Source organism: Pseudoalteromonas espejiana DSM 9414 (genome assembly GCF_002221525.1).
Lineage (GTDB): Bacteria > Pseudomonadota > Gammaproteobacteria > Enterobacterales > Alteromonadaceae > Pseudoalteromonas > Pseudoalteromonas espejiana.
On sequence record NZ_CP011028.1, the window covers coordinates 160,168 to 174,459 of the forward strand.

At 40.0% G+C, this 14,292-nt stretch carries 11 protein-coding genes; 5 read left to right on the forward strand and 6 right to left on the reverse strand.

All coding sequences use genetic code 11. The features are described 5' to 3' along the window. Positions 1 to 27: 27 nt before the first annotated feature. Positions 28 to 2,523: an alpha/beta hydrolase family protein gene (locus PESP_RS00795; RefSeq protein ID WP_089346342.1), complete on the reverse strand. Its 2,496-nt coding sequence runs from the start codon at positions 2,521 to 2,523 to the stop codon at positions 28 to 30. 240 nt (positions 2,524 to 2,763) lie between these two features. Here PESP_RS00795 and PESP_RS00800 point away from each other — a divergent pair, with 240 nt between their 5' ends. Continuing rightward, the gene (locus PESP_RS00800) at positions 2,764 to 3,840 is read left to right on the forward strand and encodes a CNNM domain-containing protein (RefSeq protein WP_089346343.1); all 1,077 of its coding nucleotides are present in this window, start codon (positions 2,764 to 2,766) and stop codon (positions 3,838 to 3,840) included. Positions 3,841 to 3,881: 41 nt separating this feature from the next. Here the strand turns inward: PESP_RS00800 and PESP_RS00805 are convergent, their stop codons facing one another. After that, positions 3,882 to 5,099 carry an EAL domain-containing response regulator gene (locus PESP_RS00805; RefSeq protein ID WP_089346344.1) on the reverse strand — a complete coding sequence of 406 codons (1,218 nt, stop codon included), beginning with the start codon at positions 5,097 to 5,099 and terminating at the stop codon, positions 3,882 to 3,884. Between the two features lie 183 nt (positions 5,100 to 5,282). Between PESP_RS00805 and PESP_RS00810 the strand changes: the two genes are divergently transcribed. Then, a complete protein-coding gene (locus PESP_RS00810) occupies positions 5,283 to 6,299 on the forward strand; it encodes a metalloprotease (protein WP_089346345.1) in 1,017 nt (338 codons plus the stop codon). A 43-nt stretch (positions 6,300 to 6,342) separates the two neighbouring features. Here PESP_RS00810 and PESP_RS00815 read toward each other — a convergent pair whose 3' ends face one another. Then, positions 6,343 to 7,653, reverse strand: a complete 1,311-nt coding sequence (locus PESP_RS00815) for a short-chain fatty acid transporter (RefSeq protein ID WP_089346346.1) — start codon at positions 7,651 to 7,653, stop codon at positions 6,343 to 6,345. 226 nt (positions 7,654 to 7,879) lie between these two features. Here PESP_RS00815 and PESP_RS00820 point away from each other — a divergent pair, with 226 nt between their 5' ends. Next, complete coding sequence (locus tag PESP_RS00820; RefSeq protein ID WP_089346347.1) at positions 7,880 to 8,947, forward strand: potassium channel family protein; 1,068 nt, start codon at positions 7,880 to 7,882, stop codon at positions 8,945 to 8,947. After that, the gene (locus PESP_RS00825; protein ID WP_089346348.1) at positions 8,947 to 9,144 is read left to right on the forward strand and encodes a PLDc N-terminal domain-containing protein; all 198 of its coding nucleotides are present in this window, start codon (positions 8,947 to 8,949) and stop codon (positions 9,142 to 9,144) included. The genes PESP_RS00820 and PESP_RS00825 overlap by 1 nt, the downstream gene beginning before the upstream one ends. Before the next feature lies 1 nt (position 9,145). Here the strand turns inward: PESP_RS00825 and PESP_RS00830 are convergent, their stop codons facing one another. Together PESP_RS00830 and PESP_RS00835 are read right to left on the reverse strand one after the other, a co-directional pair. Then, complete coding sequence (locus tag PESP_RS00830; protein ID WP_089346349.1) at positions 9,146 to 10,177, reverse strand: cytosolic protein; 1,032 nt, start codon at positions 10,175 to 10,177, stop codon at positions 9,146 to 9,148. Positions 10,178 to 10,266: 89 nt separating this feature from the next. Continuing rightward, complete coding sequence (locus PESP_RS00835; RefSeq protein WP_089346350.1) at positions 10,267 to 10,725, reverse strand: EVE domain-containing protein; 459 nt, start codon at positions 10,723 to 10,725, stop codon at positions 10,267 to 10,269. Between the two features lie 79 nt (positions 10,726 to 10,804). On the opposite strand from PESP_RS00835, the gene tesB reads away from it, so the two are divergent. Then, the gene (gene tesB / locus PESP_RS00840) at positions 10,805 to 11,662 is read left to right on the forward strand and encodes an acyl-CoA thioesterase II (protein ID WP_089346351.1); all 858 of its coding nucleotides are present in this window, start codon (positions 10,805 to 10,807) and stop codon (positions 11,660 to 11,662) included. Between the two features lie 127 nt (positions 11,663 to 11,789). On the opposite strand, the gene plsB is transcribed toward tesB, so the two are convergent. Then, positions 11,790 to 14,228: a glycerol-3-phosphate 1-O-acyltransferase PlsB gene (gene plsB, locus PESP_RS00845; protein WP_089346352.1), complete on the reverse strand. Its 2,439-nt coding sequence runs from the start codon at positions 14,226 to 14,228 to the stop codon at positions 11,790 to 11,792. Positions 14,229 to 14,292 lie beyond the last annotated feature (64 nt).

Here is a 14,292-nt window from a genome sequence, read left to right on the forward strand (position 1 = left end):
TGCTAATTATTTGAAATAACTTATAAATTAGTCTTGAGAGTACATAGAATCCCACCACTGTGGCTCATTTTTTAATTGTTTATCAAAATAAGCGAGCATGGTGTTCCACCAGTCAAAGCGTTTGTCACGAGCAAATATTTGATGGTTTGCGCCTTTGTATTCAATAAGCTCTACGTCTTTGTTTAGTAGTTTTAAAGCTGTATACATGGTTAAGCTTTCACCAACAGGTACGTTTGTGTCGCTATCGCCATGTAAAAGTAGCAATGGCGTTGTTACCTTATCAGCATGAAATACAGGGCTATGATCGCTGTAAAGTTTAGCGTTATTCCATGGGAAGCTATTTTTAGAGGCTTCGCCTGAGTATAAGTAACCCCACCAACCTTCGCCCCAATATGAGGTTAAGTTAGAAATACCCGCATGCGCAATTGATGCACTGAACATGTCGGTTTTTGTTGCCAGCAGCATGGTCATAAAGCCACCATAAGAGGCGCCTAAATTACCTACTTTTTTGCTATCAACAAAATCGTACTTTTTCAAAAAGGCTTGGGTGCCTTGCATTATATCGCTGGCAGTATAATCGCCCCATGCATTAACGTGTTGTGCAGAGAACTTTTGCCCAAAGCCTGTAGCGCCAGTTGGTTGTACAACATACACAACATAACCATTTGCAGCCCATAAATTAAATGGGTAACGACCGGTAAAACCACGTGTAACTGGCGATGTACCGCCATAATAATAAACTAGTGCGGGATGTTTTTTAGTTTTATCTAGGTTGCTCGGAATATAAACACGGCCGCTTATTTCTACGCCATCTTGATTTGTAAGATTAAACTCCTCAAGTGTAGGGATTTGCGTATTAGCGTAAGCAAGTGGCTTTGAATCCCAAAGAAGCTCTGCTTTGTTTTTACTTACATTTAGCTGTTTTAACTGTTGTGGGGTTGAGGCGGTTGTACCACTGAGTAAAACCTGGGTATTTCTATCATGCGAATAGCTAAATTGCTCAACAATATCTAGGCCTGTATTGAGCTTTTTAAAGCGTTGCTTGCTTAAATCAAATAAATACAGAGGTTGAGTATCTTGCTCGGTAACTTTTATAAGTGCATCGCCATTATCAAGCACGTTAAGTTGGCCTATTGACGGGTCAAACTGCTTACTGAGCGCTTTAACGTTTTTACCGTTGTCGGATAATAAATACAACTGGCCGTCGTAGTTATTGGCAAGCATGTCCTTAGGTAGTGCTCGGCCTGCGCCATTTTTGAAGTCGGGGCCTGCAACAACGTAGACATCTTTATTAGTGTATTTTGCGTGATTAAAGGTTTTAAATTTACCAAAAGAGGTAAGCTTGTTTGAGTTTAAATCAAGCTCAACAAGCTCTGTTTCTGGGTGAGTTGATGCTTGCATTGCCATTATTTGGCGGCTCATTAGTAGCTTGCCACGGCTACTGTTAGTATCTTCAAAGCTATGCGAGATTGGGCCTTGGCTTAGCGCTTTAGTTAAACCACTTTTGGTATCTAACATATATAACTGGCTTACATTACGTGCATACGACCACCTGTCTTGCAGGCCTTTATAATGCTTAGTTAAGCTGTTGTGATCGTCAGGCGATTTTGACCAGCTAAAAATAAGGCTGCTATTGTTATAAAAGTTAAAGTTACTAGTACCTTCAAGCTCAGAGGCAAGGGTTTTAATGGTTAAGTTTTTTCGGTTTAATTGCTTAAGCTCGTTACCTAACATGTATACCAAAAATTGGTTGTCGGGGCTCCAAATTAGGTTGCTAGGTTGCTGCCCTTCAAATCTGTAAAGCGTTTGTTTATCGTTATTTTTAAGCTCAGTCACTACATTGGCTTGGTTAGCTGTTTTGCTTGAATAAGTACGTGTACTAGTGATGTATTGTTTAGCATCGGGTGCAAGTGAAAGGGCGCTTAGTGTTGGCGCATCAAACAGCTGTTTTGCTGTTAAGCGCTGCGTAGCTGAGGTATTAATTGTAATTTTGTCAGTATCAGCTTTAGGCTCAAAATCTAGCGTGACTTGTTTCCAGTTCGCTACTTGTTGAACCACAATAATTACATTATGGGAGCCATTAGCTAGGGCTAGTTTATAAGTGTGCTCGTCGCCTGTTTGCAACTCTGAGTTTATAAAAAGCTGAGCGTTTTCTACCCCTTTTATGCTTAGCGTACCCTTGCTAAAACGGGTTACATCAATATTAAACCTAAGTGCTTGTAAGCCCCCTAAAGTAAGTGCATTAATTTTATTAAATGGCTGCCAACTTTGCTTTTTACCAAATACTGACACGCTATTGGCACTGCTTTGCAGTTGGGGCAGCACGTTATTTATAATGGCCTGGCCGTGCGGCGTTTGAAAAGGCTTTACTTGCATGTTTTCACCAAGCGGACCAATAAATTCTATATTTGATTTATCAAGTGGGGCAGCAATGGCTGTAAAACTCAAACCACTTAGCGTAAGTATGGTGGCAGCGTGTTTTAATAATTTATTTTGTGTTGACCGAGGTGAGCTAAATCTCATGTTTGTGCCTATTATTGATAGGGTCTGTGACCTTTCAGGATTAAGATTTGTTGTATCTAGGGCCTTTTAAATTGCACCACGCAGCTTTTAACCTACGCGAGCTAGATAGCAACGCCCGTGCTCAGCACCGAGTCTTTATCCATATATACAGGCAATAAAAAAGTACATTGCCCCTAGTTATTTGGCCAAATATAGCATGTATTGTTACCATGCCCATATTTTCAACTCATTGGAGAAAAAGTGACGTTACTGATTGTGTACATGGTTGCTGCCATTGTTATTTCTTTTTTGTGTTCAGTTATGGAGGCGGTGCTGTTAAGTATTTCGCCAAGTTACGTGGCACTGTTACGTAAAAACCAGCCAGAACTTGCTAAACAGCTAGAAAAGCTTAAAAACAATGTAGATCAACCGCTTGCTGCCATATTAACCCTTAACACTGTGGCTCATACTGCGGGTGCTGCTGGGGTAGGAGCGCAAGCTGCAGTGGTATTTTCAGATGCGGCAGTAGGGATTGCATCAGCAGTAATGACATTGTTGGTACTGGTACTTTCAGAAATTATTCCTAAAACCTTAGGTGCTAACTATTGGCGTGCCTTAACGCCTAGCGTGACTTATTCATTACGTTTTTTAGTTATATCGTTAAAGCCGTTTGTATGGTTGGCGCAAAAGCTTACTAATTTAATGGGCGCAAAACATGACGAGGCTTTTTATATTCGCCAAGAAATAGAAGCCATGGCCGATATAGGCACTGAGTCGGGAGCTATTCATCAAGATGAGTCTGAAATTATTCGTAATTTACTGCATTTTAGGCATGCTAAATTATGCGATTTAATGACCCCGCGTACCGTGTTGTATAAAGTGCATAAAGGTTTAACCGTAGATCAGTACATGAGTGAGCATGGGTCGTCTTCGTTTTCGCGAGTGCTTGTATTTGATAAAGACGCCGATGATATTATTGGCTTTGTACATAAAAACGATATTATGTTGGCTTATCACCGCCTTGGCACCGACTATAAAATTAGCAAATTAGTAAAGCCTATTCACACGGTACCAGAAGGGCATAACGTATCTTCTTTATTACAAACCTTGCTTAAGCAATGCACTCACATATGTTTAATTGTGGATGAGTACGGTGATGTGCAAGGCATAGTAACCTTAGAAGACATGATAGAAGCATTAATGGGCTTAGAAATAGTGGATGAGCGCGACCAATCTACAAATATGCAAATGCTCGCAAAGCAACGCTGGCGCCAACGTTTAGCTAATAGCGAGCATATTGTCAGCGAAGACGATGAGCACACCCAAGATAAAAGCTAAGCTTAGCGCTTTTAATCATTTAGGCATTTTTAGCGCTTATTTTAGCGCTTAATAGTGCCACCAGTGGTATTAACCCAATTATGTGCCCAGTCTATAAACTCGTTTTTAGCTTTTGGGCAGGTGAACAAAAAGCCTTGCATGGCTAAATTAGTGCGGTAATTTTTTAAATACAATGATTCTTCAGCACGTTCTACACCTTCGGCAACTAGGGCTAGCTGCTCTTGCGAAGCAATATCAACGAGCGAGCTCACCACAACTTGTGAGAATTGGTCTGTTTCAATATTGCTAATAAGCGTTCTGTCTATTTTTATTTCGGTAAAAGGAAGGCGCTTCAGCTGGTTCATATTAGTAAAGCCCACACCAAAGTCATCGAGTGAAATACCAAAGCCATGCATTCTCAATCTGTTTAGCGTTTCTAGCTGAGAAAGACTAGACAGTGCGTGTTGCTCTGTTATTTCTAAAATAATATCGCTAGGCGAAAGCTCATTTAATTGCAAAATAAGCATAAGCTTATTGGGGCAGCTTAAGTCATCTAATTGTGTGGGTGATAAGTTAAACGCGAGCTTTAATTTTGGATCAATACTTTCTCGCATGGCTTTTAAATCGCTGGTGGCTTGCTCAAATAATGTAAAGGTAAGCTGATTTATTAATCCTAAATGCTCAGATAAAGTAATAAAACGGTTTGGGGCAATAACCTCATTTGTATCCGTTTTTATTATACGAGCAAGCACTTCAATGCTTTCTATTTCGCTGGTTTGCGAATTTATTTTTGGCTGATAGTAAGGGATAACTTCATTTTTTTTAATCGCTTCACGTAGCTCTGCTTCAGCAATTGGGGTATGCGAGTTGTCGTGATGCACAGCTAAATGCTCAGCTTTTTGTAAAACCGTTTTAACTTGGTTTAGTTGTACAGGTTTGGCTAAGTTAGCAACTAAATGAATATTACTATGGCGGGCTAAATTAGCGGCTAAATTAATAACTTTATGATCCATCTCAGAAATTATTACCACCGCACCTTTAAAGTTAAGCTCGCCGAGCTTTCTTATAAATTCCATGCCGTCCATTTCAGGCATATTAAGGTCGGTAAAAATAATATCGTAAAAATTTATGTCAGCGGTAACCTTAGTTAATGCCTGTTGTGCACTTAAGCACTTGGTAATATTTTGTGATACGGCAAGCTCATTTAAAATAGCTTCCATGACTATTAAAATAGCTTTTGAGTCATCCACAACTAAAATATTTGGTTCCGAAATTGACATGCTCTATCCTTGTAACTGCTTAGTATATTAGTACTGTAAAAATAGCTTCTAATCATTCTTTTGTCAGCTTTGTTTTTTATTATTTTTTTATACCTACAACGCTTTTGTTATATGACTTTTGCGTAATTCGTGTTTTTTAAATTCAACGGTATACTAGCGCCATTGTTTTAATTGGTTTTAGTCATGATAAAAATCGAACTTATGCTCGCCGAGCAGCCATTAACGTTAATGGTAAGTGGGCAAAAAATAGTACAAATATTCCATAATCAACAAGCAATAACATTTGAAAATCCAAAGGATAACTATGTTGAATTTGCTTTAAACAACCAGCGAATAGGTATAGATAGCTCGCAGATTCAGGAGCAATCACTTTCGTTGTTTGTTGATGATGTATTTGCTACTCAACTCGCTTTACCTGCACCGGTAAATAACACACCCAAAAAAGGCTTTTTAGGGTTAGCTGCACTGGGTTTTAAGTTATTTAAAAGTGCAAAAGTAATAAAGGTGGCGCTGGCAGGTGCATCGGTTGCTGGCTATGCGTGGCTATTTAGCATTGAATTTGCTCTGATGCTTATTGCGTGTTTAGTAGTGCATGAATATGGGCACGTAAGAGCCATGAAATACTTTGGCATAAAAACCAAAGGTATTTACCTTATTCCCTTTGTAGGCGGGCTTGCTGTAAGCGACGATAAAATAACAACGCGCTGGCAAGATGTGGTTATATCACTAATGGGCCCTGCATTTGGCTTATTCACCTCTGTGCTGGGGGTGGTTTTGTATTACGCCACTGAAATGGACATATTTGCAGGTGTTGCGGTATTAAGCGCACTACTTAATTTATTTAACCTACTGCCCATTTTACCGCTTGATGGCGGGCATGTATTAAAAAGTATTAGCTTTTCAATGCGCTCTTGGGTCGGTTTGAGTGTGTGTTTACTAGGTGTGTTATTTGGCTTATGGCTGAGCTACACATTTGGTTTGATGTTACTGGTATTCTTTTTATTTGTGGGCGCACTGGAAATTGTATTTGAATGGCGTGGCCGACATTACTCGCATTTATTGCCGCTTGATAAATACGGCCAAGGCTTTTCAGCCGCTATGTACGCTATTGTAGTTGCAGGCCACGTGGCTGTGATGATGCACTTTGCAGACTCTGACAATCCAATACTTAGTTTGCCGATGACGATTTTATCGAGCTAATGATTGTGCGCGCAGTTAATTTTTAACTGCGCGCAAAGCTTCATTAATAAAAGCTCAATACCAGCGATATAAATACACCCGTTACAAATAACTGCACTACACAAAAACCCATGATATCTTTTGCTTTTAAACCTGCTATTGCCAATACAGGTAGCGCCCAAAAGGGTTGAATTAAATTGGTCCACGCATCGCCCCACGCAACAGCCATAGCAACGCGAGATATATCGGCGCCCAGCTCTTGCGCTGCGGGTATAACAATAGGTGCTTGTACTGCCCATTGCCCGCCGCCAGAAGGTACAAACATATTAACGAGTCCCGCACTTATAAAGCTAAAAAATGGCAGGCTATCGGCATCTGCTACGGCAATAAAACCACGCGATATTTGCTGCGCTAAACCGCTATCGACCATAACGGCCATAATACCTGCATAAAACGGAAATTGAATAACAATGCCTGCGCCGCTAGGAATTGCTTGGTGCAAGCTATTAAGTAAGTTATGCGGTGTTTGGTGTAAGGTAATGGCTAAAAACAAAAACACCGCAATAACGCTATTAAGGTTTAGGCTACCGCCTGCAAATATAAAGTAATACGCCAAATAAAAAAGGCCGAGCAAGCCAATTGCAATGCCAAGCAGTTTACTGTGTTCTAAATGTTGAGCCGGGCGGGTTATGTTTTCATTATGAGTGGGGGATTCTTTTATTAGCGCTGGGTCTACATACACGCTGTTTTTATCACTGGGTAGCATATAGCGGTTAACCAGCGGCATAATAATAAATAAGCCAATTAATATTGCTATGTTAAAACCAGCAAACAGGGTTTGCTCGGTACTAATAATACCAATGCTACTTTGTGAAAAGTGCCCCTCGGTAGCAATGGTGAGCGGAATAGAGCCCGCTAACCCGCCATGCCATACTACAAAACCCGAGTAGGCACTGGCTACTAACAATCTGTAATCAACCTGTGTTTGCTTAGCAATGGCTTTAGCAAATAAAGCGCCAATCACTAAGCCAAACCCCCAATTTAACCAGCTTGCTAATAACGAAATAAACGTGACTAAAATAATGGCTTTTGGCGCAGTATTGGCAAGCGTAGCTAGTTTTTCTAATAGTTTATTTATAGGCGGTGTACTTGCCAGCATATAGCCGGTAATAAGCACTAACAGCATTTGCATGGCAAAGCTCAGTAGGTTCCAAAAACCACTCCCCCATGCGTTAATAACTTCAATACTGGTTGAGGTGGTAAATAGGCTAGCGCCTAGTAAGGTAATAATGCTAAGCAATATTACAAATATAAAGGGGTCGGGTAAGTAGCGCTCTACTAATTTAGTAAATGGTGTGGCAATTTTATTTAGCATAATGTGTCTGTGTGTTTTTTATTCTTAATATAATTAATCATGCTCTTAGCTGATTAGCAAACCCGCATTTAGTCTTATATTGGTTGGGGCGGTTTATCTATAAAGTTGAGCGAATTTTAACCCTAGAAGGCTAACCGGTCCTACTTAAAAGCTTAAACGTTGCTTAAAAGCATGGCTTACAGTAACGTACTGTTTATAGATAATTTACTAACAAAGATTTTGTATTATGCCGGTAATATTTAAAAGGCTAGCGCTACTTGTTCGAGCTCATATTGATCAGTTGAGTTGGCAGGCAGTAGCACTTGCAATAATTGCGCACATGTTACTTACATGGGGGTTGCTATTTATTGCAAATGAGCAAGCGCTTACATCGTTTACTACCTTTTTTTACTACTACACAGTAACAACTTCAACCGTGGGTTATGGCGACTTTAGCCCAACTAGTGAGCTTGGACGCTGGGTTGTGGCATTAATACAAATTCCGTTTGGTTTAGCTTTATTTGGCGTTCTGTTAGGAAAAACAGGGCAAACAGTAACTTACTTAATTAGGCGCGCTATGACTGGTGATAAAAACTTTGCTCACAGTAACAACCACATCATTATTTTTGGTTGGCACGATACTCGTACAAAAAAAATGATTGATTATATTCTTGCCGATACCAAGCGCACCGACCGCCGTATTTTATTGGCGGTTACTGAGCAAATGGAGCACCCGTTTTTAACTAACGAAAACGTCGATTTTGCCCGCCTTACCAGCTTTACTGACCTAGATGAGTTAGAGCGTGTTGCAATAAACCGTGCAGATAAAGTAATTATTGATGGACAAGACGACGACCAAACATTTACAACGGCGCTGCGTATTAGCCGTTTAGTTAAAAAAGAGTGCCATATAAGCGCTCACTTTTTAGATGAAACCAAAGTAGATATGCTGCTTGAGCATTGCCAAAATGTAGAGTGTAGCAGTGCTAAATCGGCAGAGATATTAGTACGTTCAATGCAAGACCCAGGCTCAAGCAGAGTACAAGAAGAACTGCTTTCTACCCTACATGGCGATACTCAGTTTAGCCTAGCGATACCTGATGGTTGTAGAGATATGGAATTTGGCACTTTATTTCATCATTTTAAGCATGACTACGATGCAATTTTATTAGGCGTAGCGCATAACTTAAGTGCACAAAATATGGATTTAAACCCGCCGCTTGATTACAAAGTAAGTGAAGGCGATATACTGCACTATATTGCCCTTGAGCGTGTTTTAACCAGCGAAGTGGATTGGCAGAGCTTAGCTAAATAATGAACGAAGTTGTATTTTTACTTATAGTTTTAAGCGCTTATATTTTACCTGTTGTTATTGTGGTAAATAGTAAGCGCACCCAAGGCCACGAAAAAAACGGCTGGTTAATTGGCGTTATTGTATTTTCGTGGTTGGGGCTGGTTATGTATTTTACTATTGTGCCCAAGCACGGCCACAAAAAGAAAAAACGTAAGTAGCTTACTCTAGCTGCTTAAGCTTATGCTCAACAAGTGGGTCATCTGGTACTATTTGTTGGGCAACTTCTAATAATTGAATTGCATCATTAGGGTGTTCATCTTGGTGTTTAAGCGCTACATCAATGAGTGGCTGAATATCTATTTTTGCTTGGTGCTCCTGCACATGCTCTTCTTTTTCATCCGCTAAAATTTTATGAGCTGTGCTCAATAGCGCCAGCCGATGCGCGGAGTAAGCATTCGCTTTATTTAAACTTTGGTAATACTCTTCTTTTAAACGCAGGGTTTTAGTTTGCAGGCGAAACTGCGCAATATCAATTTGCTGGTGGCGGATAAAATCAACGGCCACTTGTTTGTAAAATCCAAACTTAGTTAGGTAGCTGGCATGAGTGCCGTGGCCCATACCAAATACGCGCAAATGGGTAAGCTGTGGGTAACGCTTAGCATGTAAGCGGTCTATTTTATTGGTTGGGTCATAAATTATGTAACCCTTAGCATGGCCTAAATCAAGATCGTTATACTCACTTTGCCAATCAAATTGTTGGGCCAGTTCTGTGCTTGAGCGATTATCCCACGGCACTATTTTAGTGTTTTTGCTACTCACTGGGTGAAAAAACAAAACCTGATCGAGCTTTAATAATTTAGCAAATGCACCCACAGCAAAACCACCGCGGCTTAAGCCATACCCTAAGCGGCATTTAAATGGTTCAAGTAACGTTGCTAGCTGCTCTAAAAAGAAAATTAAATTACGGCTTCTAAACCAATTACTTTTTCCTAAATGCTGAAATGAAATTACATTAACGTTTTGTTTTTGCGCTAAATGGAAGCCCCAGGGGGCAAAGTCATCGGTTAGATCTTGTTCTTGAACATTGGTACCTGCGGGGGAAAAAGTAAAAAGCAGGGGTTTATTTAAATCAACAAATTCGTATTTTACATACACATCGCCGAGTAAGTCGCCACCACACATAGGTAGCTTAGTTTGTTGTTCATCACGACAAAGCGTTAACCATTCATCTAACCAATACAGTAATTTCATTAATCCCCCAATTATATCTCGGCGGGGATCGTATCAAACCCGGCTAAAAGAGGTCAAACATGGCCTAGTTGCTACTTAGGAAAATGTACTTAATTGCTCATTGCTATTATTTCATCCCAATCATTTTTAGTTACCGGCATAACTGAAAGGCGACCTGCTTTTTTAAGTGCGAGTTCGGTAATCGCATTATTAGCTTTTATACTTTTTAAGCTCACTAGTTGTTTTAAATGGCGTAAATAAGTTACCTCTACTACAAACCAGCGTGGTTTATCATTAGTGGCTTTGGCATCGTAATAATCGCTACTTAACTCAAATTGGGTTGGGTCTGGGTAGGCTTCTTTTGTAACTGTGGCTATGCCTACAACACCAACGTGCTTGCAGCTTGAATGGTAAACCATTACTTGGTCACCTAGCTTTATATCATCACGAATAAAATTGCGAGCTTGGTAGTTACGTACCCCTTCCCAGAGTGTGGTTTGCTGTGGCGCATTTTTTAAATCATCAATCGAAAAAGCGTCGGGCTCAGTTTTAAATAACCAATAATTCATGGTGTTACTCATTTAGTTAGATTTACATACATGTATTGTATAGTATCATTAACTTATCTGGGGATTGAGAGTACAGCAAATGAGCCAAGTATTAGATGATTTACTATCGTTATTGTCACTTGAAGAAATTGAACAAGGTTTATATCGCGGCCAAAGCCAAGATTTAGGGTTTAGGGCGGTGTTTGGTGGTCAAGTTATGGGGCAGGCGTTATCTGCTGCAAAAGAAACGCTACCAAAAGGACGTGTTGTTCATTCATTGCATTCTTACTTTTTACGCCCTGGCGACGCTGCAAAACCGATAGTTTACGATGTAGAAACTATACGCGATGGTAAAAGCTTTAGTACCCGACGCGTAAGTGCTATTCAGTACGGTAAACCTATTTTTTATATGACCGCATCTTTTCAGGGTGAAGAAGAGGGCTTATCGCATCAGGCAACTATGCCAAATGTGCCGCCACCTGAGGAACTGCGCTCGTCACTTGAGTTTTACCAAGAAAACGCTCATCACATACCCGAGGCTATTCGTAATAAATTTATTCGCGAAATGCCGATTGAAATGCGCCCGGTTACGTTTCATAACCCGTTTAAACCAGAGGTTATTGAACCAGTAAAACATATTTGGATCAAAGCTAACGGTGAAATGCCAGATGATCAGCGCATTCATAATTACCTATTAGCGTATGCCTCTGACTTTGAGTTTTTGCCAACCGCATTACAGCCTCACGGCGTATCGTTTATGCAGCCAAATATGCAAGTAGCAACGATTGACCATGCTATGTGGTTTCATCGCCCATTTAGAATGAATGATTGGATTTTATATACCATTGATAGCCCAAGTGCTAGCTCAGGCCGAGGTTTGGTGAGAGGCCAGTTTTTTGACCGAGAAGGCAATTTAGTTGCATCAACTATTCAAGAAGGGGTTATGCGCCAGCGTTAAGTAAATAACTCTATTTACTATTATATAAAGTATTTCGTAAGCGCTTGGGTTAAATAGCTAAGCTTACAAAAAAGCCTCAATATTTTGAATATTGAGGCTTTTTAATGGTATTTAATTAATGTTTAGCTTAGTTACATTGATCTTGCACTATGTCGCTAACCGACTGCCATATACGAGCAGGTAATAAGGTTTTTAAGTGCATGTATATTTCGCACAGCTGCGTACTGCCGTGAATACCATTTTCACCATTGGTAATTAACAGTTCACCACGTAAATTATCAATAAAGCTTACCAAAACCTTTTTATCAAAAAACTCAGGTGTTTTAATGCCATGCAAAGTACCTAAGCGGTTTGCCAGTACTTGGCTTTCTCGCTCAAGCTCAGCCTTTTCAATACCGTTACTGGTTTGAATAAAGCCCACAACAATGGCATAACGTTGCAAAGTAAAGCTCAGTGCTCTACCTAGCATTTCAAGTTTAGCTAAAGAGTCGTTAGTGTTCGTAACATGAATAGTATCGCCATCAAGCTCTATTAAGTTTTGATCGCTAAAGTTGGCCAAAATACGCGTAATGTAGTTTTCATCAAGAGGCTGTAAATACCACTCTTTGGCAAATAAAGGGTAAAAAGCCGACACTAACTTTTGGCATTGCTCAACGGTACTACTATGTTGTTTAAATAAGTGTAAAGCTATTAAGCTTGGTACAGAAAACAAGTGCAAAATATTGTTGCGGTAGTAGTTAAATAAGGTTTTTTCTTTCTCGTTAATAGCAATAATTTCACCGAACTCATCGCTAATTACATCAAACTTATTGAGTTTTATAGCGTGCGTTAATAGCTGCTCAGGTGTTTCATCTGGGGCGGTTACTTTATCGCTGTAGCTCGCATCACGCTGTAAGCGTAAGTAGAAATCAAGTTGCGCTAAAAGTTTAGGTTTACTTAACGCGTGCTTGTCATTAACAAGCAAAATCATAGCTAGTAAATTTACTGCATTAAGTGCTGCTGCATTATTAATTTTAACCATTACTTGATCGGCAAGGGCGGCTACTTGTGGGCCTAACCATTGTGGCTTTTGCACATCAGTTGGGTGTACAGCATCGCGCCAATCTGGCTGATTGTCGTTGAGGTATTGGTTTATCGATATTGGGTCACCAAAATTTAAGTAACCACGGCCGTAGTTTTTAAGGTTTTTAATGGCTTTAAAAATACCAAAAATAGACTCACCTTTTTTATCTTTACCGGCAAGTTCTTTTAAGTAGGTATTAATTTCCATCACATGCTCGTAACCAATATATACCGGCACTATAGATACAGGGCGGTCTATACCTCGTAGCATGGCTTGTAAAGTCATGGCGAGCATACCGGTTTTTGGTGGTAGTAATCGGCCTGTGCGACTGCGTCCACCTTCGGTATAAAACTTAACTGAGTAACCTTTAATAAATAACTGGCTTAAGTACTCTTTAAATACCGCTGAATATAGCTTATTACCGGCAAACGAGCGGCGTATAAAAAACGCACCTGAGCGGCGAAAAATTCCACCGGCCGGGAAAAAGTTAAGGTTAATACCTGCGGCAATATGCGGCGGCACCAAGCCTTGGTGGTAAATTGCATAGGTAAGGAGTAAGTAATCCATGTGGCTTCGGTGGCACGGCATATAAATAATTTCGTGGCCTTTATTAGTTAGCTCATGAATTTGCTCGGTGTACTTTATATCTATACCGTTGTAGAGCTTAGTCCACAACCACGTTAAAATTCTGTCACCTACGCGGATCATGGCCTCTGAATAATTAGCGGCAATTTCATCAAGTAACTTAAGTGCGTTTTGGCGTGCTTCTGTTTGGCTTATGCCTTTAGATTTAGCTTCATCTTGAATGGCTTTTTTGATTGTTGGTGAAGCCAGTAATGAGTTAAATAACTGCTCACGAGATGGCATTTTAGGGCCAGTAGCCGCAAGTTTTTGGCGCTTAAAGTGTACACGAGCAACACGTAATAGCTTTTGTGGTAATTCGTTTACGTCGGCTTTTTCGTTCACGATGAGTGATAAATCGAGTGGTTGGCTAAAGCGAATAAAGTTGTCGCGGCCAGAAAACAACACCACAAAAAACTTTCTAAACCAGCTAGGGGTAAGAGAGTGTGTTATTAAAGTTCGAATACCTGGTTTTTCTTTACCTGGGTCGCGCCCCCATAAAATAGTAACCGGCACTACTTGCACATTTTTTTGGCCGCTATTTAATAAATGTTCAACAATTTGCTTACCCTGCGACAAGGCTGCAGTAGGTTTTGCAGTATCGCCAAATAATGGCGGTGGGTTTTTAATACCAATAAAGCGTTCTAGTTCTTGGTTACCTAAAACCTGATACTCGCTTGGGTTTGGTAAACCATGCTTTTTACACACATTAGTGAGTGCCGCTAAATCAAAACGCGAATTTAAACGTACTATATAAAAAGTTGGATGTTCAGGGTTAAGGTCATATTGTTCTATTGGGCTTTGTGGAAGTACCTTACTTCTTACTAATACACGACTTACGCAGCTAGTAAGAAAATTCAAACAATAATTTAATAAACGCATCGACTCACCATATTGAGAGTATTAAAAGCAAAATTAGCGCATAGGATACCATAATATCTGTAAA